The sequence below is a fragment of the Gracilibacillus kekensis genome (genome assembly GCF_900143085.1).
GTDB classification, from domain to species: Bacteria; Bacillota; Bacilli; order Bacillales; family Amphibacillaceae; genus Gracilibacillus; species Gracilibacillus kekensis.
Window position 1 is genome coordinate 17,149 of the sequence record NZ_FRCZ01000004.1, and the last position, 20,585, is coordinate 37,733.

Below are 20,585 nucleotides of genomic sequence, written 5' to 3' on the forward strand. Positions count from 1 at the left end.
CAGAAATGAAGAACGTTATCACTAAGCAAAAGCTTATGATTGGATTTGTTTGTCTGCTAATTGGATTTATGGTTGCAATATTATTTAATACGAATCAACAACCAGTCGACCGAGAGACTAGAGATACTTGGGAAATTAGAAGTGCTCTTCAAGAAGAACAAAAAATGCAACAAAACTTATATCAAGAAATTGCAATTGCAGAAAAAATGTTACTTGAATATCAAGAACAGACGGAACATCAACAAATAGATTCTTTAAAAGAATCTATAGAAGCGCTACAAAAAGAAGCTGGTTTAACAGAAATTGTGGGTAACGGTGTAGTTTTAACCATTGAGCCACTGTTTTTAGATGAAGGATATCAAGAATTCCCCTCTCTAAATGCAGAATTATTACAGTTATTTATAAATGACTTAAATGCATATGGAGCAAATGAAATGGCGGTTGGTAATCAACGAATCGTCAATATTACTCCAATTAGAGATGTCAATGGTGAAGTATATGTGAACAATAGTTCTATAGGTAGCTTACCAGTAGAGATTCGTGTATTAACCAAAGACACAGAAAGATTAATAAATCATATTGAAGTAAGTGAAATAAATGATTATTTTGCACTAGAAAATGTTACAATTAGTTTTAAAGAACAAGAAAAGATTAAACTTCCAAAATATGAAGGTACAATAAATTTTAAAGATGTTCAGCTTGGTGACGTCCCAGAAGAAGGTGAAAGTTAATGCTATTGCCTGCATTGTTTTTAATTATAGGTTTGTTGTTGGGCTTTATGACTAACTTCACAATACCTGATGTTTATTCAAATTATTTATCCATCGCTGTTCTAGCTGCTCTAGATACATTATTTGGAGGAATAAGAGCACAGCTTGAAGCAAAATTTGATCAGAAAGTATTTATTTCGGGTTTTTTCTTTAATGTTTCATTAGCTGCATTTTTAGCATTTTTAGGTGTTCAGCTAGGGATTGACCTTTATCTAGCCGCGATCTTCGCTTTTGGGGTAAGGCTTTTTCAAAACTTAGCGATCATAAGAAGAATATTACTTGATAAATATTATCTTTATAAAAAATCTAAGAAAAGCAATGATATTTCGACAAATTCCACCCTTAAATAAATAAATTTTAATATTTTTAAGATAAATTTACATATATTCATGAAAAATATTGAGTTTTTTATTATAATAGTGTTTAATACAATTTATTATATGAAATGTTTCGCAGATAAATGCATAGAAATAGGAGGTGCCTCATGGACAACGGTGAAATTTTAGTCAGCTTGGATATAGGTACATCAAAAATAAAAGTGATTATTGGGGAGATCCTTGGTGATTCTCTTAATGTTATTGGTGTAGGTACGGCTAAATCTTTAGGAATGAAGAAAGGTGCTATCGTTGATATTGATGAGACAGTTCATTCCATCCGTGCGGCAGTTGAACAAGCTGAACGCATGGTAGATATACAAATTGATCAAGTATTAGTTGGAATTAATGGGAATCATGTGCAACTTCAAGCCTGTCATGGCGTGGTTGCTGTATCAAGTGATAACAAAGAGATTGCAGAAGAAGATATCCATCGCGTAATGGATGCAGCACAAGTAATGTCAATTCCGCCTGAACGTGAGATTGTTGATGTTATACCGAAACAATTCATTGTAGATGGTCTAGACGAAATACGTGATCCACGAGGTATGATCGGTGTACGTTTAGAAATGGAAGGCACGATTATTACTTGTTCCAAAACTATGTTACATAATATATTGAAATGTGTAGAAAAGGCTGGTTTAAGTATAATGGATATTTGCTTACAGCCATTAGCAACAGGGGAAGTTGCCTTATCTCAAGATGAGAAAAATTTAGGGGTAGCTTTATTGGATATAGGTGGTGGAAGTACTACCGTATCTGTCTTTGAAGATGACGGCTTAGTAGGAACCCGTGTAGTACCTCTTGGCGGATATAACATTTCCAAAGATTTGTCGATCGGGTTACGTACTACAAGTGAAGAAGCAGAAGACATTAAATTGGAACATGGTCATGCATTTATAAATGATGCTAACGAAGAAGAGGCCTTTGAAGTTAATATAATTGGTAGTAACCAAAGACAATCTTATAATCAATTAGATTTAGCAGAAATAATGGAAGCACGATTAGAAGAAATATTGATTTATAGTGCTCGTGAAATTCAGAAAATGGGATATGATGAGATTCCAGGAGGTCTTGTACTAACTGGTGGTTCTATGAGTATGCCTGGTGCTGCAGACTTAGCACAAGACATATTTCAAAGCAACGTGAGAATTGCTATCCCAGATTACATAGGGGTTCGCGAACCTCAATTTACTGCTGGTATTGGTATCTTGAAATTTGCTTATAAGAATGCGAAAATACAAGGGAAAGAGTTTTCAAATGCAGTTACTTCTCAACAAAATAATGTGAGTCATGTTGAAAAAGAAAAACCAATACGATCGAAAAAGACACATAGTCCGAAACAGAAAACAAAAGAAAAGAAAGAACCGAAATTAGCGAACTTCTTCAAATATTTCTTTGATTAAGAAAAATGAAGTAATTAGAGACGTAGAATGAGACAAACTATTAATCTTGCAAAATAGGAGGAAATGGCATGTTAGACTTTGATACGAATATGGACCAACTAGCTACGATAAAAGTAATCGGTGTCGGTGGTGGCGGAAGTAACGCTGTTAACCGAATGATCGAGCATGGTGTGCAGGGTGTTGAATTTATTGCTGTTAATACAGATGCTCAAGCTTTAAATTTATCGAAAGCAGAAGTTAAAATGCAAATTGGAACGAAATTAACGAGAGGACTAGGTGCAGGTGCAAATCCTGAAGTTGGTCGTAAAGCAGCGGAAGAAAGTAAAGAACAAATAGAAGAAATTTTAAAAGGTTCAGATATGGTGTTTGTTACAGCTGGAATGGGTGGTGGTACTGGTACAGGTGCTGCTCCAGTGATTGCGCAAGTTGCAAAAGAATTAGGAGCACTAACTGTCGGTGTGGTTACCCGTCCATTTACATTTGAAGGTAGAAAGAGAGCAACTCAAGCTGTTTCTGGTATTGATGGTTTAAAAAGCAGCGTAGATACATTAATTGTTATTCCAAATGATCGTTTATTAGAAATAATAGATAAAAATACGCCGATGTTAGAAGCTTTCCGTGAAGCGGATAATGTCTTGCGTCAGGGTGTACAAGGTATTTCGGATTTAATTGCAACCCCTGGTCTGATTAACGTAGACTTTGCCGATGTCAAAACGATTATGGCTGATAAAGGATCTGCTTTAATGGGTATTGGTGTTGCAACAGGTGAAAGTAGAGCAGCAGAAGCGGCTAAAAAAGCCATTTCTTCTCCATTGCTTGAAACCTCTATTGATGGTGCTCATGGAGTCTTAATGAATATTACCGGTGGAACAAACTTAAGTCTTTATGAAGTGCAAGAAGCAGCTGATATTGTAACATCTGCTGCAGACCAAGAAGTGAATGTAATTTTCGGTTCTGTTATCAATGAAGATTTAAAAGATGAAATTGTTGTTACCGTGATAGCAACTGGATTTGATGAAACACAAATGAAAAATGCTCAGAACAAACCGAAATCTGTTTTACAAGCTAATACTGCAAAAAGAGAAAGACAACCAGAGAAATCGCAAGAATCACCTCAAGCCTCTCCACAGTCTCAACCGAGACCAAAACAAGAAGAGGATACATTAGATATACCAACATTTTTACGTAATCGTAATAGAAGAAGATAGACAGAAAAGTTGCCAACTCCAATTGGCAACTTTTTTTATACCTTAAAATCCATGACCAAACGAAAGTACCATAACCCCGAGCAGCCTCACAAAAAAACATATATATATACGTATAAGCAGGATTATACGACACTATTGTAGTGGTAATTATGAAATATTATATGTGCTTTGCAATCGCTCCGGCTTGTCGGCTTCCCTTTCCGCGGGTTTTTCTCCTCAGCTAACTTTTTAAGCAAAGTGCGCTTAAAAAGTGGATCTTCGGATAAAAACATCCCGCAGGAGTAGAAGCCGACACCTGCGCTTTTTTATACTCTACAACTAAAGCAAGAGGGTGCATTTTTGCTATCCGCACAATCTTTTGTGATAAATATTCTAGAAATAATCCAAAATAACAGCATTTGCAAAAATTGTAGCATCACATTGAGCGGGGGCGGCCACTCCAACTCCTATGGGACTCGTTTTCCTGAAGATCCACTTTTCCATGCGGTTTTTGCTTGGAAAAGTTAGCTGAAGGAAAAACCCCATGGAAAGGGGAGTGGCCAAGCCGTAGCGGATCCCACATTCATACATCATGTCAAAATTACCTCCAGAGTTATGTTGTATAATCCTGCTTGTACGAAAAAATATCCGAATATTTTGTTTGGTGATTATTGGTTTTTGGTTAAGGGTGAATGGATAGGTTTCTACATTTTCTGTAGTTTTTTCTTAAAACTAGAGGGTTTTTGCATACAAACTGTGACAGACTTCTTTTCATTGTTTCTTTATACTTTACTTAGTAGACAAGTAAAGGTTATAAGCAAAGTTGGTGGAAAGGAAGGAACAGGTGGTTATTTATGTAGAAGTTATTTGGCTGCTAAATTTTATGATAGATTGGATGATTTTACTATTAACACAATCTGTCACAACTCGAATTTCAAAATGGTATAAACTTATTCTTGCTAGTTTATTTGGCTCCCTAGTTGTCCCGATTTCTTTTTTATTACCTGCATATCCAATTGATTCCTGGATAATAAAAATAACTCACTCTTTTATTATTATATGGATTGCATTTGGCTTTCAAAACGTTGCCATCTTTTTAAGAGTATTGTGTACTTTTTATTTTATGACATTCTCCATAGGTGGTGGCTTATTTGCTATTCATTTTTTATTAATAAGTGAGCAAAATTTCATTTTAGCAGATTCTATAGGAGCGACTCATATCCACGGTATATTTGTAATCATTTGCTTTCCTATCATCTTTTTATTTACGAAGCATCGAATGGACAAGCACAAAATGCAGCAATTTCATCAAGAATTTCATTATAAAGTTGTACTTTATTGGGAGAAAAAAGAAGTGGAAACGATAGGGTATTTAGATAGTGGTAATCATTTGGTAGATCCCTTTACACAAACACCAGTAATTATTGTGGATGAGACAGTTCTTATAAATTGGTTTAATGATCAGAAGTTGGCTCAGTTAAAGCAATCTTTTCAAAATATATTACTAGGAAAAGATGATGAATTAACTACAGATTTATTTCGGTTAATTCCGTATCAAGGGGTGAATGGTGATCAGGATTTTATGATTGCATTTAAACCTGAATATGTTCGAATACATATGAAAGACAGACATGTAACCAATAAAAAAGTATTAGTTGGTATTCAGTTCGGAAATTTAGTGTCTGATAACAGCTACCATTGTTTATTACACCCTAAATTATTTCAACAAACAGGGTGATATTATATTGGAGGAGTGGAAGGTATGTTAATTGTACAACAAAAATACAAAATGATATTTTACAAAATTTTAAAAAAAATGGGTTATATTGTTGATGAAATTTATTATATTGGGGGAAGCGAAGCATTACCACCTCCACTTTCAAAAGAAGAAGAATATGAATTAATACATCGTTTACCCGTAGGTGATAAAGCTGCAAGAGCTATGTTAATTGAACGAAACTTAAGACTTGTCGTATATATTGCAAGAAAGTTTGAAAATACAGGAATTAATATCGAGGATTTGATTAGTATTGGAACAATCGGTCTTATTAAAGCAATTAATACCTTTAATCCAGAAAAAAAAATAAAATTAGCCACATATGCTTCTAGGTGTATCGAAAATGAAATTTTAATGTATCTACGCAAGAACAATAAATTAAAAACAGAAGTATCATTTGATGAGCCATTAAATGTGGACTGGGATGGTAATGAATTATTATTATCCGATGTATTAGGAACGGATGAAGATATTACATTTAAAGATTTAGAACAAAGTATTGATAAATCGTTATTACGTAAAGCTTTAGAACAACTAAACGGTAGAGAAAAACAAATAATGGAATTACGGTTCGGATTAGCAAACCATGAAGAAATGACCCAAAAAGATGTAGCGGATATGCTTGGAATATCACAATCCTATATTTCTAGATTAGAAAAAAAAATTATAAAAAGATTACAAAAAGAGTTTAATAAAATGGTGTAAATGCTTGTAGTTGGTAAATGATGGTTAATGCATAAAAAACTCCCGATTGGTGATACTTATTTTTGAGAAGGATCTCCAATTGGGAGGGTACAAAATGACAAGACATAAAGTTGAAATTTGTGGGGTAGATACAGCAACCTTACCAGTTTTAAAGAACGAGGAAATGAGAATCTTATTTAGATCAATGCAGAATGGGGATCAGTCTGCACGAGAAAAGTTAGTGAACGGTAATTTAAGATTAGTATTGAGCGTTATTCAAAGATTCCATAATCGTGGTGAATATGGAGATGATTTATTTCAAGTCGGTTGTATAGGATTACTAAAATCTATTGATAATTTTGACTTGGGCCAAAATGTAAAGTTTTCTACTTATGCAGTGCCTATGATCATTGGCGAGATAAGGCGGTACCTGCGTGATAATAATCCAATAAGAGTATCACGTTCATTAAGAGACATTGCATATAAAGCATTACACGCACGAGAAAAGTTGTTAAATAAAACATCGAAAGATCCTTCTCCTATGGAAATTGCTGATGAGCTTGATGTGCCTGTAACAGATGTGATTTTTGCGCTTGATGCCATACAAGACCCGGTATCATTATTTGAACCTATTTTTAACGACGGCGGTGATCCAATATATGTAATGGATCAAGTTAGTGATGATAATGTAAAGGATAATGATTGGTTAAACCATTTGTCTATTAAAGAGGGAATGCAACGTTTAAATCAGCGTGAAAAGTTAATTTTAAACAAACGCTTCTTCCAAGGTAAGACACAAATGGAAGTTGCAGAAGAGATCGGAATCTCACAAGCTCAAGTTTCCCGCTTAGAAAAAGCAGCAATTAAAGAGATGAACAAAGAAATGTTTGAATAAAAAAGCAAAATATATCAATGATAATACACATTCAGAAAATGATAATAAATGAATACCATAAGAATTATGCCTCATAACTGAGCTAACCTTTTTGAAATGATTTTTGTGCATAGAAACCGCTGCGGCTTGCCCACTTCCCTTTCCATGGGCTTTTTCCTTCAGCTAACTTTTCCAAGCAAAAACCGCATGGAAAAGTGGATCTTCAGGAAAAAGGATCCCATAGGAGTGGAAGTGGCCGCCTACGCTTAGTGGGGCTCTACAACTATTGCAAATGCTAATATTTCGGGTGGTTACAATTAGACAATAAATCAGGTTATATTGATAAGTAATCTAATGATAAATTGATGAGAAATAGTGCATACGCGCCAACATGACTATTCTTGCTTGAGTTGCAGAGTATTAATAAGCGCAGGCGTCCGCTTTCACTCCTGCGGGAAGTTTTTATCCGAAGATCCACTTTGGTAAGTGGTCTTTGCTTACCAAAGTTAGCTGAGGAGAAAAACCCGCGGAAAGGGAAGCGGACAAGCCGGAGTGATTGTAAAGCACATATAATATCTCATAATTACCACTACAATAGTGTCGTATTGCAATTGAAAATCCAAATGATGGCGAATTATTGGTTTAATTCGCGTGATCATTTGGATTTTGTTATTTATCAAATCACTTTTGTTCTAGATTTTTTTTAGCTCTTTTATCTGCACGTTCACTTCTATTCTTTGCCTCGATATCATTTGCATCTGCTAATTCAGAGGCGAATTCTACATCGATTCCATCAGCTTTTTCATACTCAGGGGTCTGCGCTAAGAAGTTTTTTCCAACCTTCTTTTTATGTTCATCTTTACCCATATCCATCCTCCTCTCTATTTGATATCAAGATTAGTTTGTTTATAAAAATAAATTAGATACAGACTTTTGTGTTATTTATGACCTTCTCCAACCATATTTTAAAATAGATCTACATATATTGATAAAAAGGGGGATTACTAATATGATCACATTATCGTCTTTGCAAATGAAGGATATTGTTTATATCGAGGATGGCACAAAAATAGGTAATTTAACAGATATTGAAATAAATGTGGATATCGGTAAAATAATAAATCTGGTTGTAGCAACAAAAACAAAAGTATTTGGTATGTTTGGTGAATCAAGAGAAATTGTTATTCCATGGGAACATGTGATGAAAATTGGTCATGACGTCATTTTAGTAAAGAAAAATGGTGCTTTTCCTACCGTTCAAATTAGTCCTAAAGATGAAGACACCGCCACATATCAACAGTAACTGATAATCTAATTGTTAAGATGTGCTAAAATATGATAAAATGATTTGAAATAGGAGGGGTATGATGAGTGAGCCTTTCTTTCAAAAAAATAATGACCCCATTTTGTGGGTTAAACCATGGGAAGATGCAAATATTGTCGCAGGATTTACAACAAGAGAAAAGGGCAGAAGTTTACCTCCCTATCATAGTAATAATTTAGGATTTCATGTTGAGGACAATCCTGATGATGTACTGCAAAATCGTAAACAGGTAGCAGAGCATATTAATATTCCGCTCAATCAATGGGTTATGGCGGATCAAGTTCATGATAATTATGTACAATTCGTTAATCAAAAACACAAAGGCAGGGGCATCTATACGAAAGATAACGCACTTGAAGCAACAGATGGTTTAATTACTTCGACAAAGAATGTGATGTGTACTGCTTTATATGCTGATTGTGTGCCACTATACTTTTTTGATAGGAAGAATCGTACAGTTGCTATAGCGCACGCAGGCTGGAAGGGTACTGTTGCAAATATTGCTAAAAAAACAATAGAACAATTTAAGGAAAAATCTTCATATGTGGAAGATATCGAAGTAGTGATTGGACCGAGCATTTGTAAGACATGCTATCAGGTAAACGACCATGTAATTCAGCACATCGATCCGAAATATAGTGATTGTTATGAAGGTAAAAACAATAACTATCACTTAGATTTGAAAAAGTTAAATCAAAATCTTTTGTTGGATGAAGGAATACAAGCAAATAACATACATATAACCAATTATTGTACGTCACATCATTCGCTCTTTTTCTCACATAGAAGAGAACAACATCCTACAGGAAGAATGATGGGATTTATCGCTATTTTATAAGGAAGGAAAGGAGACGATCATGACGGTTGCAAACAATCTAGCTAATATCAGACAAAATATTGAGCAGGCGTGCGAAAATGTTCATAGGGATCCTGATGACATTACACTAATAGGCGTTACTAAATATGTTACAATAGAAAGAGCACAAGAGGCTTTAAAAGTAGGGATTAACCATTTAGGCGAGAATCGCATGGAAGGTTTAATTGATAAATACGAATCAATCGGGACAGGAGCAACATGGCATTTTATTGGGTCCTTGCAATCCAGGAAAGTAAGAGAAATAATTGATAAAGTTGATTATATTCATTCACTTGATCGTAAATCTCTTGCAAAGGAAATTAATAAACGAACAAATAAACCACAAAAATGCTTTGTACAAGTTAATGTAAGTGGAGAAGAGTCTAAACATGGGTTAGATGTCAATCAAGTACAAACTTTTGTTGACACGTTAAGAAATTATCCGAATATAAAAGTTGTAGGTTTAATGACAATGGCTCCACTAATACATGATGAAAAACGATTGCGTGAGATTTTTCGTTCTTTAAGAGAGTTACGTGATAAGATTCAAGATGAAGGATGGGAGCATGCACCTTGTCACTACTTGTCAATGGGAATGAGTAATGATTATCAAATTGCAATTGAAGAAGGCGCTACCCACATACGTATTGGTTCAAGTTTAGTGGGTCCATACGAAGAATAGAGGTGAAAATATGAGTATGAAAGGCAAGTTTCGAAATCTCTTCGGTATTGATGAAGAAGAATATGAAATTGTCGAAGAAGAAGTGGGACAAGATGAATATACGCCTCCAACACGTAGTGGAAAAAAAGATGATAAAGGGAATGTGGTTAGTTTATCGTCCGTTCAAAAAAATAATAAAATGGTATTGTGTGAACCACGCTCCTATAATGAAGTACAGGATATAGCAGACCATATCGTCAATCGAAGATCTGTTGTGATAAATCTGCAACGAGTTGATACCTTACAAGCACGACAAATTATTGATTTTATGAGTGGTACTGTATATGCAGTTTCTGGCCAAATCAAAAAACTAGGCTCCCAAACCTTTTTATGTACACCAGACAGTATTGAAATATCAGGTAATATTACTGAAATAATGGAAGAAGTAGATCCAGAACAAAGGTGGTAAAGTAAACAATGGATTTGATTCATCAAATTTTAGCGTACGTTATGATGCTTTATTCGTATGCGATTATAATTTATATTTTAATGTCCTGGTTTCCAGGAGCAAGGGAATCCTCTATTGGTCAAATGCTTGGCTCAATTGTAGAGCCATATTTAGAGCCGTTCCGAAAGATCATACCACCTATTGGCGGAATGATTGATATATCACCAATCGTAGCTATTATTGTATTACAAATGGCTATGAGAGGTTTAGATTTTTTATTTAGATTAATTTAGGTGATGACATGGATTTATACCAGCATTTTAGAAAAGAAGAATATCCATTTATCGATCAGGTGTTATCTTGGCGTGACCATGTAACCAATCGTTATGAAAGTAAAGTGATTGATTTTTTACATCCACGAGAACAAAGGATATTTGATACGATTATTGGGAATGATGAAGACTTACAATTAAAATTTTTTGGTGGTTGGGAACAGGCAGAGAGAAAAAGAGCGGTTTTGGCACCGTTTTATGATGAAGTAAATACGGATAGCTTTGAAGTTGTTCTATTACAAGCAACCTTTCCACAGAAGTTTGTTTCCATTGAACACCCGGATGTATTAGGCTCTTTTTTATCAGCCGGCATAAAGCGAAAAAAAATTGGAGACATCGTAATATATGAAGACACGATTCAGATACTGGTAGCAGAAGATATTACGACATATTTAATCGCTAATGTCACTTCTATAAAAAAAGCTGGCGTTTTATTTGAAAGGGTACCATTGACTAAAAGATTGCCATCTCAAGATAAATGGCAAGAACGTACCACTACTTGCGCTTCTTTAAGATTAGATGTATTGATTAAAGAGATTTATCAGATGTCTAGGCAACAAGCCTTAAATTTAATCAAAAAAGGGTATGTTAAAGTTAATTTTCAAACGATAGATCAGCAAGCCTTTCTGTTAGAGGATGAGGACCTGATCTCGATAAGAGGAAAGGGCCGCACTCGTATTAAAGAAATACAAGGCCGAACAAAAAAAGATAAAATAAGAATCACTTTTGAAAAATTATTATAATTTTTTGTAACTTTAGATAGTGATTTGTCAACAAAGTATGATAATATATGTATAAAGTATGATGACATCAATTAGGAGGTGGCCGATGTGCCTTTAACACCGCTCGACATTCATAACAAAGAATTTGCACGAGGTTTTCGAGGTTATGATGAAGATGATGTAAATGAGTTTTTAGACCAGGTCATTAAAGATTACGAAACGGTGATGCGTGAGAAAAAAGAGTTGAAAGACAAAGTAGAACAACTTAATGAACGCGTTAGTCATTTTTCTAATATCGAAACAACTCTAAACAAGTCGATATTAGTAGCTCAGGAAACAGCTGAAGAAGTAAAAGAAAATGCTAAAAAAGAATCGAAGTTAATTATAAAAGAAGCTGAAAAGAATGCCGATCGAATTATTAACGAAGCGTTACATAAATCAAGATCGATTGCATTAGAAGTTGAAGAATTGAAAAAACAAGCAAAAGTATTCCGAACCAGATTAAAGATGTTAGTCGAAGCACAACTAGATTTAGTAGAGAATAATGACTGGGATGGATTATTTGAAATGGATTTCGATAATGAAGAAGAGGAATCTGATAATCAAAGAGAGCAGTCAAGTCAATATTAATTCTTGACGAAAATCGAATTATTACATATAATTCTTACATCAATATTTTACAGATAAAATATAAATACAGCGAATGGGATAGTAGAATAAGTTTTTCTAGCATAGCGATTTAGGGATGGTGGGAGCCTAATGTAGTGCCTTATTTGAAGATCACCCAGGAGTAGTTACACTGAATTTAAAAGTAAGTGTAAACGTCCATTCACGTTACGAATCTCAAAGTGGTTAGCAAGTAAGAGCTGACTATAAGGGTGGTACCGCGAGTCCTTCTCGTCCCTTCCAGGGATGTGAAGGGCTTTTTATATTTAGCGTTTGTGTAAATGACGAAGTGAGTATATTGAATATACGTAGGTAATGAAACACGTCGGTACACGCTAAAAGGCGGGCCGAATGCGAATATATTTTGATCTATTAACTAAGGAGGACAAAAGTATGGAATATAAACAGACATTAAATATGCCTAAAACAAATTTCCCTATGCGTGGTAATTTACCAAACAAAGAACCGCAATTACAGGAAAAATGGGAGGAAGAAAAGCTCTACGAAAAAGTACAAACTCGTACAGAAGGAAGGCCGTTATTTGTACTACATGATGGACCTCCATATGCCAATGGAGATATCCATATGGGGCATGCACTGAACAAGGTGTTAAAGGATTTTATTGTGAAGTACAAATCAATGGCTGGGTTCCACGCACCATATGTGCCTGGTTGGGATACACACGGTTTACCGATTGAACAAGCACTTGCGAAGAAAAAAGTAAACCGAAAAAAAATGACGATTGCTGAATTTAGACAGAAATGTGCAGAGTATGCGTTAAAGCAAATTGACAATCAGCGTACTCAATTTAAACAATTAGGTGTACGTGGGGATTGGGATAATCCGTATATTACCTTAAACAAAGAATACGAAGCAGCCCAAATTAAAGTATTCGGTGAAATGGCTAAAAAGGGTTATATCTATAAAGGACGTAAGCCTGTATATTGGTCACCGTCATCGGAGTCAGCACTTGCTGAAGCAGAAATTGAATATCAAGATAAGCGATCTGCGTCGATTTATGTAGCATTTGATGTGATAGATGGAAAAGACTTACTAAACGGCAATGAAAAATTTATCATTTGGACCACCACACCATGGACGATTCCAGCTAACCTAGCGATTTCTGTTCATCCAGATTTAGAGTATGCAGTTGTAGAAGTTGATGGGCAAAGATATGTGGTAGCACAAGATATGCTGGAGTCACTAAAAGAAACATTAGAATGGACCGAAGCAAAGGTTGTAAAAACGTTTAAAGGTAAAGAGGCAGAGCATTTAGTTGCGAAACATCCTTTTTATGACCGAGATTCTTTAATTATCCTTGGTGAACATGTAACAACTGAAAGTGGTACAGGACTTGTACACACAGCTCCCGGTCATGGTGAAGATGACTTTATCATCGGTAAGAAATACGACTTGGATGTTTTATGTCCTGTTGACGAGAAAGGTTATTTCACGGAAGAAGCCCCTGGTTTTGAAGGTTTGTTCTATGATGCAGCCAATAAGCAGGTTACGGAAAAATTAGAAGAAAATAATGCATTACTTAAATTGAATTTTATTACGCATTCGTACCCCCATGATTGGCGTACAAAAAAACCAACGATTTTCAGAGCAACTAATCAATGGTTTGCATCAATTAAGGATTTTCGTGAAGAGATTTTGTCGGAAATTAAACGTATTAATTGGCTTCCAAATTGGGGAGAAACTCGATTATTTAATATGGTTCGCGATCGTGAAGACTGGTGTATTTCAAGACAGCGTACATGGGGTGTACCAATTCCGGTATTTTACGGAGAAGATAGAACACCAATTATTAATGATGAAACGATCTCACATGTAGCAAAATTATTTGAAGAGCATGGTTCAAATATTTGGTTTGAATGGGATACGAAAGATTTATTACCTGCAGGATTTTCATCTGAACATAGTCCTAATGGAGAGTTTACGAAGGAGACGGATATCATGGATGTCTGGTTTGACTCTGGTAGCTCCCACGAAGGTGTGTTGGAAAGCAGGACTGAATTACAGCGGCCAGCAGACGTATATTTAGAAGGATCTGATCAATATCGTGGTTGGTTTAACTCGTCGATTTCAACTGCAGTAGCAGTAACAGGAAAATCTCCTTATGAAACAGTTATCAGTCATGGATTTGCATTAGATGGTCAAGGTCGCAAAATGAGTAAATCTGTTGGTAATGTAGTGGTACCATCGAAAATCATGAAACAATATGGTGCAGATATTTTACGTCTTTGGGTTGCTTCTGTTGACTATCAAGCAGATGTGAGGATTTCAGATGAGATTATTAAACAATCAGCTGAAGGATATCGTAAAATCCGAAATACGTTCCGTTTTCTGTTAGCAAACTTAGAAGACTTTACTACAGAAAATTATGTCAATGATGAAAAATTAGAGGAAATGGATCAGTATATGTTATTACGTTTACAACAAGTAATTGATAAATCTCGTAAAGCATATGATGCATATGACTTCTCAACGGTCTATCAAACCATTCATAATTTCTGTACGATTGATTTAAGTTCATTCTATTTAGATTTTGCTAAGGATATTTTATATATTGAAGCGGAGGATAACCATAGAAGACGCAGTATTCAAACCGTATATTATGAAATCCTGACATCTTTGGTTAAATTGCTAACACCAATTTTGACGCATACGATGGAAGAAGTTTGGAGCTACATTCCAGATGTAAAAGAAGAATATGCACAATTAGCAGATATGCCTGAAGCAAGAGAGATCAAAGGTCAGGAAGCCTTAGCTAAGAAATGGTCGCAATTTATGGACGTACGCGATGACATTTTAAAAGCATTGGAAGAAGCACGTGCTGAAAAAGTAATTGGTAAATCATTAGAGGCAGCGGTCACGATTAAAGCAAATAATGAGCAAGTGGCAAATTTATTAAGTGAAGTGCCACATTTACACCAATTATTGATTGTTTCAGATGTCAAACTAGTTAACAATTTAGAAGATGGCAAAACATATGATTATGTTAGCCTAAAAATTGAGAAACATCAAGGCGAAACATGTGAACGTTGCTGGGTAATCTCTGATACAGTTGGCGAAGATAAAGATCATCCGACACTATGTAAACGATGTGCAACCGTAGTAAAAGAAAATTATGCAGACTTAACCGATTAAAAACAAATCGAAAGCCATGTCCCTTCCCACAAGGAACATGGCTTTTCTAAAACAGCTGATAATTTATCTGAACAATCATCTGTTGAATGAGTGTGTTCATTCACTTTCTAGTAATTTTGGTGTGGGGAACAAACAAGGATTGCAACCTTGTATATCTGGTGATGCTTTTTGTCTATTCTTTAAAAGGGGCATTCATAACCCAATCAACAAAGCCCTTACGAAGAAGAGAAGAACTCAAATTATCTGGTTGCTGCTGTACATTTTTAAGTTTAGAATCATATTGAATGAGTTCAATTATGGATTTTTTGAAACCTAATCGAGGAAAAGTTTCTATTATAAAACGAAAGGCTTCCTCTGGTATATCTTCTATGCGCAGGCCAAATATATCCATTCCCGCACCGAAATGAACTAAAGCAATTTCTGGTTGTCTATCTTCGGCAATCTCTGACGTATGCAACAGAATCGCTTCACGTACCACATCAATTTTATCTGATGAAAAGTTGTGAGCGGAAAGGAACTTCTCAGCATAATCAGCGCCCTCATGTTCAAATGAATGTTTTCTGCAAACTTGCTCTGTCAGACCCACATCATGTAAAACAGAAGAGAGATAAAATAACTCTTGGTCATATTTTAACCCATAGTTTTTTCCTAACACATCACCAAAAGCATAAGTTCGCAAACAGTGATTATAGAGAAATTTCGGAGAAATCTCGTAAACTAATTTTGTAGCTCTTTTTGCTATTTTACTATCAGGAATATTAATATTATTCATCTATTTTCTCCTCCTAAATATTTACGCTAGCTTTCAATAAAATACCGATCGGTCTTTTTTAGAATAACTTATTCTCTATTAATACACAACTAATTTATGTTACAATTTTCCAAAAAATATAAAGAAATGGAGAGGATAAAATGCGAAAAGGGGATATAACTCGAAAATTCATTATTCAAAAATCTGCAGAATTGTTTAATCAATATGGGTACGCTGGCTGCTCAATGAATGACATTATGTTGGCTACAGGATTACAAAAAGGTGGAATCTATCGCTATTTCAAAAGTAAAGATGAGCTTGCTGCTGAGGCGTTTGATTATGCTTTTGATATTGTATCTAAACGATTTTCAGATGCAATGTTACAAGCTGATACTGCATTAGAAAAAATCGGTTCTTTGTTTGATGTATATGAAGATGTGGTAAATAATCCCCCGGTAAAAGGGGGCTGTCCTTTGCTTAATACAGCTGTTGACAGTGATGATACGAATCCAGTTTTAAGAAACAAAGCGCTTTTTGTTTTTCATAAATTCCTCAGTGAAATTGAAAAGGTTATCGAAGAAGCTATTCAAAACAAAGAGTTAAATCGTAACATTGATAGTAAAACAGTAGCTTCTTTTATTGTTGCCAGTTTTGAAGGGAGTATTATGATCAGTAAACTGGAAAAAGATAATATGTACATTGCTTCCAGTAAGCAGCAGGTACTTAGTTATCTACTTATGCTGTAAATTGACAGGGTAAATACAAGCTAATAGAACTTTAAAATCTGATTACCTACAATCTTTTTCAATTTCGATTTATAATGGTATAATATGTAGGTAAATTATTGGGTTTGAATTGAATATTTCGGAGGTACGTTATGTGGCGTGTATATGTAATTGCATTAGCAGTAATCGTGATCGATCAAGTAACTAAATGGTTAATTGTAACAAATATGGAACTAGGGGAAAGAATCACCGTTATTGAATCCTTTTTTTATTTAACATCACATCGAAACTCAGGAGCAGCCTGGGGTATACTACAAGGGCAAATGAGCTTTTTCTATATTATCACTATTATTGTGGTTGGGTTTATTATTTATTACATCCAGAAATACGCAAAAGAAAGTGTACTATTAGGTACTGCGCTAGCTTTTGTACTTGGTGGAGCAATCGGAAATTTTATTGATCGTCTATTTCGCAAAGAAGTTGTTGATTTCTTTGATATTTATATTGCTACATACAATTACCCGATTTTTAATATAGCGGATTCTGCACTAGTGGTGGGCGTGATCATTATTTTTATTTATACAATCATCGATGAAAGAAACAAAAAGAAGGAGCAAGTTAAATGAGTGAACCACAGTATATCGTCAATGAAGCGGAACAAGGGACTCGAATTGATAAATTATTAACAAACGTTACTTCTGATTATTCGAGATCTCAAATAAGAACATGGTTTGACAAAAACTTAGTGACAGTCAACGGCAAAACTGTCAAACCAAACTATAAATGTCAAACTGCAGATAAAGTAGAGTGGATGGTACCAGAGGTTGAACCACTTGATGTGGTAGCAAAGAACATACCAATTGATATCGTCTATGAAGATAAAGACATATTAGTGGTAAATAAAGCCAGTGGCATGGTTGTTCACCCTTCTGCAGGTCATCAGGAAGATACACTAGTAAATGCCCTATTGTATCATTGTGATGACTTGTCTGGAATTAATGGGGTGAAAAGACCTGGTATTGTCCATCGTATTGATAAAGATACAAGTGGTTTATTAGTGGTAGCTAAGAATGACCTTGCGCATGAAGGATTGGCTGAACAATTAAAAAAGAAATCAATGAAGAGGGATTATAAGGCTATTGTGCATGGTGATATTCCTCATGATTATGGAACTATTGATGCACCGATTGGTCGAAGTGAAAAAAACAGACAGCTGATGGATGTCACAGAAAAAGGGAAATCTGCTGTGACTCATTTTGAAGTGATTGAAAGACTACATGAAAAATTTTCCGTTGTGAAATGTGTTTTGGAAACAGGCAGAACCCACCAAATACGAGTACACATGAAATATATAGGCTTCCCAATAGTAGGGGATCCAAAATATGGTCAACGTAAAAGTATTGATGTGGATGGCCAAGCTTTACATGCTTATCATTTACAGTTTGAACATCCAATAACAAAGGAGCTTTTAGAATTTGAAGCCCCGTTACCAACTAAATTTACAAAAGTATTAGAAAATATCCGTAAAAGTTATTGACTTCACCTGCACTTTTTGTCATAATTAACTCAATATCATAAAGACCTTTAAACACAGTCCCGTGAGGCTGTAAAGGAACACGGATAAAGTACGATAAGTATGTCCAAATCCTTATACTCCCACGGAGAATAAGGATTTTTTTATGACCATTTTTAGTAAAATATTCCTACTATTTAATAAAGCAGAAGTGAGGTGTTTGTGATGAATAAAAAAGCTAATGTATTAGATGCAGCTGCAATGCGCAGAGCATTAACCAGAATTGCTCATGAAATCCTGGAACGTAACAAAGGTGTAGACGGATTAATGCTTGTAGGTATTAAAACAAGAGGTGTTCCGATCGCCAAACGACTTCAGGAAAGAATTCAGGATATCGAAAGCGTAAAGGTGCCAATCGGTGAACTTGATATTACCTTATATCGTGATGATCTGTCGCATGTAGATGAACAACAAGAACCACAATTAAATGATACCAATCTCAAAGAACAGGTGACAGGTAAAAATGTCATTTTAGTAGATGATGTTTTATATACGGGAAGAACCGTTCGCGCAGCAATGGATGCAATAATGGATCAGGGCAGGCCTTCACAAATGCAACTTGCGGTTTTAGTGGACCGGGGGCATCGTGAATTGCCGATCAGAGCAGATTTTATTGGAAAAAATATTCCCACCTCACAAAATGAAATTATTACAGTGGAATTAGCTGAAATTGATCAGGAAGATAGTGTAAGTATTTACGAAAAAGAATAAAAGACCTTTAACCAAGTACAGAGATACTTATAAGGTCGCAGATTTTGGATGCGTGTATGTATTAACACGTCTACCTCTTTGCGACCAGCAAAGGGGTTTTTTTATAGGGAAGTACAACGCACTACTATAACACCGTCACTCGTTAAAAGGTAAAGAGAATGGCGAATTATCTAATACAGAGAAAAAGGGGAGATCGACATGTCAGATAAAAATATGGTGTTAGGTATTAGAGACGTTCCAAAAACGTCAAAATGGATATTGTTTAGTATTCAACATTTATTCGCAATGTTTGGTGCAACCATCCTTGTACCATTTTTAACAGAACTGTCACCAGCAGTAGCATTGGTTTCAAGTGGACTTGGTACGTTAGCATATTTAGTTATTACAAAAGGACAGATTCCAGCATATTTAGGGTCAAGTTTCGCCTTTATTGCACCGATCACTAGTGCGATGGCGATCGGTGGAACAGGTGGAGTAATGATTGGAAGTTTCTTAGCAGGTGTTGTTTACGGAATCCTATCACTTTTAATCGCAACCTTTGGTACCGATTGGATTATAAAAGTATTACCTCCGATTGTAGTTGGCCCAGTAATTGTTGTTATCGGACTTGGGTTAGCACCAACAGCAATAGATATGGCGATGAATGTCGATGGTGAGTACAGTGGCATCCATTTTAGTGCAGCGATTGTCACATTATTAATAACGGTAATAGGCTCACTACTCTTCAAAGGATTCTTCGGACTTATTCCAATTTTAATAGGTATTATTGGTGGATATTTATATTCCTTAATTATCAGTATATTTACATCTAACAAAATATTAGATACAAGTGGTGTTCAAGCGGCATGGGATAAAATTATGAATGCAGGTTCCTTTGGAGAAGCAATCCAATCGATCTTCTTAGTACCGGAATTTGTTATCCCATTCGTCAACTATAATCCAGCAGACGTGTTTAGCTGGAGTATCGTGTGGATGATGGTACCTGTAGCAGTAGTAACTGTAGCAGAGCATATTGGTGATCAAATGGTATTGTCCAAAATTGCAGGAAAAAACTTTATCAAAAAGCCTGGATTACATCGATCGATATTAGGTGATGGTGTCGCAACCATGATAGCGTCCGCCTTAGGTGGTCCTCCTAATACAACGTATGGTGAAAACATTGGTGTGCTTGCAATTACTAGAGTGTTCAGTGTGTTTGTCATCGGTGGGGCTGCGGTATTGGCTATTCTGTTCGGTTTTGTGGGAATTATCACAGAATTGATTGCATCGATTCCAACAGCGGTAATGGGTGGGGTCTCCATTCTATTATTTGGTATCATTGCTTCAAGTGGGCTAAGAATGCTTATTGATAATCAAATAGATTTAGGTATTAAGAGAAATCTAGTAATCTCTTCAGTCATTTTGGTTATTGGGATAGGTGGTGCCTATATAAATATACCGCTAGGAGATGTTGATGTAACAATAGCTGGAATGGCACTTTCCGCATTAATTGGTCTTGTTTTAAACCTTGTATTACCTGATAAAGAGTCTGGGTATGGAAATGGTCAAATGTTTGCTGAGCCTGATGATCAAGAATAACTAGTACATTTCA

22 protein-coding genes and 1 other annotated feature are annotated in these 20,585 nt (G+C 35.4%); of the genes, 20 read left to right on the forward strand and 2 right to left on the reverse strand.

What is annotated here, in order from left to right; translation table 11 throughout:
• Positions 1 to 5 precede the first annotated feature (5 nt).
• The 7 genes from BUC25_RS10290 to sigG all read left to right on the forward strand — a co-directional run bounded on the left by BUC25_RS10290 (position 6) and on the right by sigG (position 7,093).
• Positions 6 to 731 carry a DUF881 domain-containing protein gene (locus BUC25_RS10290; protein ID WP_073201793.1) on the forward strand — a complete coding sequence of 242 codons (726 nt, stop codon included), beginning with the start codon at positions 6 to 8 and terminating at the stop codon, positions 729 to 731.
• Entirely contained in the window at positions 731 to 1,120 is a 390-nt protein-coding gene (locus BUC25_RS10295; protein ID WP_073201794.1) for a small basic family protein, read from the forward strand. The genes BUC25_RS10290 and BUC25_RS10295 overlap by 1 nt, the downstream gene beginning before the upstream one ends.
• A 134-nt stretch (positions 1,121 to 1,254) precedes the next feature.
• Positions 1,255 to 2,550: a cell division protein FtsA gene (gene ftsA / locus BUC25_RS10300; protein ID WP_073201795.1), complete on the forward strand. Its 1,296-nt coding sequence runs from the start codon at positions 1,255 to 1,257 to the stop codon at positions 2,548 to 2,550.
• Positions 2,551 to 2,618: 68 nt separating this feature from the next.
• Complete coding sequence (gene ftsZ / locus BUC25_RS10305; protein WP_073201796.1) at positions 2,619 to 3,758, forward strand: cell division protein FtsZ; 1,140 nt, start codon at positions 2,619 to 2,621, stop codon at positions 3,756 to 3,758.
• Positions 3,759 to 4,581: 823 nt separating this feature from the next.
• Positions 4,582 to 5,475, forward strand: coding sequence for a sigma-E processing peptidase SpoIIGA (gene spoIIGA / locus BUC25_RS10315; protein WP_073201798.1), 894 nt, complete (start codon positions 4,582 to 4,584; stop codon positions 5,473 to 5,475).
• 24 nt (positions 5,476 to 5,499) lie between these two features.
• Complete coding sequence (gene sigE / locus BUC25_RS10320) at positions 5,500 to 6,219, forward strand: RNA polymerase sporulation sigma factor SigE (RefSeq protein WP_073201799.1); 720 nt, start codon at positions 5,500 to 5,502, stop codon at positions 6,217 to 6,219.
• A 94-nt stretch (positions 6,220 to 6,313) separates the two neighbouring features.
• On the forward strand, positions 6,314 to 7,093 hold the full coding sequence (gene sigG, locus BUC25_RS10325; RefSeq protein WP_073201800.1) for an RNA polymerase sporulation sigma factor SigG: 780 nt from the start codon (positions 6,314 to 6,316) through the stop codon (positions 7,091 to 7,093).
• A 660-nt stretch (positions 7,094 to 7,753) separates the two neighbouring features.
• Here the strand turns inward: sigG and BUC25_RS10330 are convergent.
• On the reverse strand, positions 7,754 to 7,939 hold the full coding sequence (locus tag BUC25_RS10330; protein WP_073201801.1) for a YfhD family protein: 186 nt from the start codon (positions 7,937 to 7,939) through the stop codon (positions 7,754 to 7,756).
• Positions 7,940 to 8,081: 142 nt separating this feature from the next.
• On the opposite strand from BUC25_RS10330, the gene BUC25_RS10335 reads away from it, so the two are divergent.
• From BUC25_RS10335 to ileS, 8 genes are all read left to right on the forward strand, one after another.
• Positions 8,082 to 8,375, forward strand: coding sequence for a YlmC/YmxH family sporulation protein (locus BUC25_RS10335; protein WP_073201802.1), 294 nt, complete (start codon positions 8,082 to 8,084; stop codon positions 8,373 to 8,375).
• A 64-nt stretch (positions 8,376 to 8,439) separates the two neighbouring features.
• Complete coding sequence (gene pgeF, locus BUC25_RS10340; RefSeq protein ID WP_073201803.1) at positions 8,440 to 9,234, forward strand: peptidoglycan editing factor PgeF; 795 nt, start codon at positions 8,440 to 8,442, stop codon at positions 9,232 to 9,234.
• Between the two features lie 19 nt (positions 9,235 to 9,253).
• Positions 9,254 to 9,934, forward strand: a complete 681-nt coding sequence (locus BUC25_RS10345; protein ID WP_170862680.1) for a YggS family pyridoxal phosphate-dependent enzyme — start codon at positions 9,254 to 9,256, stop codon at positions 9,932 to 9,934.
• 10 nt (positions 9,935 to 9,944) lie between these two features.
• Positions 9,945 to 10,382, forward strand: coding sequence for a cell division protein SepF (locus BUC25_RS10350; RefSeq protein ID WP_073201805.1), 438 nt, complete (start codon positions 9,945 to 9,947; stop codon positions 10,380 to 10,382).
• A gap of 8 nt (positions 10,383 to 10,390) precedes the next feature.
• A complete protein-coding gene (locus BUC25_RS10355; protein WP_073201806.1) occupies positions 10,391 to 10,654 on the forward strand; it encodes a YggT family protein in 264 nt (87 codons plus the stop codon).
• A gap of 8 nt (positions 10,655 to 10,662) precedes the next feature.
• Entirely contained in the window at positions 10,663 to 11,436 is a 774-nt protein-coding gene (locus BUC25_RS10360) for a YlmH family RNA-binding protein (protein ID WP_073201807.1), read from the forward strand.
• Positions 11,437 to 11,523: 87 nt separating this feature from the next.
• Entirely contained in the window at positions 11,524 to 12,045 is a 522-nt protein-coding gene (locus BUC25_RS10365) for a DivIVA domain-containing protein (RefSeq protein ID WP_073201808.1), read from the forward strand.
• Between the two features lie 60 nt (positions 12,046 to 12,105).
• Positions 12,106 to 12,323: a binding site (T-box leader), on the forward strand.
• Positions 12,324 to 12,474: 151 nt separating this feature from the next.
• On the forward strand, positions 12,475 to 15,234 hold the full coding sequence (gene ileS, locus BUC25_RS10370) for an isoleucine--tRNA ligase (RefSeq protein WP_073201809.1): 2,760 nt from the start codon (positions 12,475 to 12,477) through the stop codon (positions 15,232 to 15,234).
• A gap of 172 nt (positions 15,235 to 15,406) precedes the next feature.
• Here the strand turns inward: ileS and BUC25_RS10375 are convergent, their stop codons facing one another.
• Positions 15,407 to 16,006: an HD domain-containing protein gene (locus tag BUC25_RS10375; protein ID WP_073201810.1), complete on the reverse strand. Its 600-nt coding sequence runs from the start codon at positions 16,004 to 16,006 to the stop codon at positions 15,407 to 15,409.
• Between the two features lie 140 nt (positions 16,007 to 16,146).
• Here BUC25_RS10375 and BUC25_RS10380 point away from each other — a divergent pair, with 140 nt between their 5' ends.
• The 5 genes from BUC25_RS10380 to BUC25_RS10400 all read left to right on the forward strand — a co-directional run bounded on the left by BUC25_RS10380 (position 16,147) and on the right by BUC25_RS10400 (position 20,572).
• Complete coding sequence (locus tag BUC25_RS10380) at positions 16,147 to 16,731, forward strand: TetR/AcrR family transcriptional regulator (RefSeq protein WP_073201811.1); 585 nt, start codon at positions 16,147 to 16,149, stop codon at positions 16,729 to 16,731.
• Between the two features lie 131 nt (positions 16,732 to 16,862).
• The gene (gene lspA, locus BUC25_RS10385) at positions 16,863 to 17,336 is read left to right on the forward strand and encodes a signal peptidase II (protein WP_073201812.1); all 474 of its coding nucleotides are present in this window, start codon (positions 16,863 to 16,865) and stop codon (positions 17,334 to 17,336) included.
• Positions 17,333 to 18,247: an RluA family pseudouridine synthase gene (locus tag BUC25_RS10390; protein ID WP_073201813.1), complete on the forward strand. Its 915-nt coding sequence runs from the start codon at positions 17,333 to 17,335 to the stop codon at positions 18,245 to 18,247. Before lspA ends, BUC25_RS10390 begins: the two co-directional genes overlap by 4 nt.
• A 201-nt stretch (positions 18,248 to 18,448) precedes the next feature.
• The gene (gene pyrR, locus BUC25_RS10395; protein WP_073201814.1) at positions 18,449 to 18,994 is read left to right on the forward strand and encodes a bifunctional pyr operon transcriptional regulator/uracil phosphoribosyltransferase PyrR; all 546 of its coding nucleotides are present in this window, start codon (positions 18,449 to 18,451) and stop codon (positions 18,992 to 18,994) included.
• A gap of 198 nt (positions 18,995 to 19,192) precedes the next feature.
• Complete coding sequence (locus tag BUC25_RS10400) at positions 19,193 to 20,572, forward strand: solute carrier family 23 protein (protein ID WP_073201815.1); 1,380 nt, start codon at positions 19,193 to 19,195, stop codon at positions 20,570 to 20,572.
• Positions 20,573 to 20,585 lie beyond the last annotated feature (13 nt).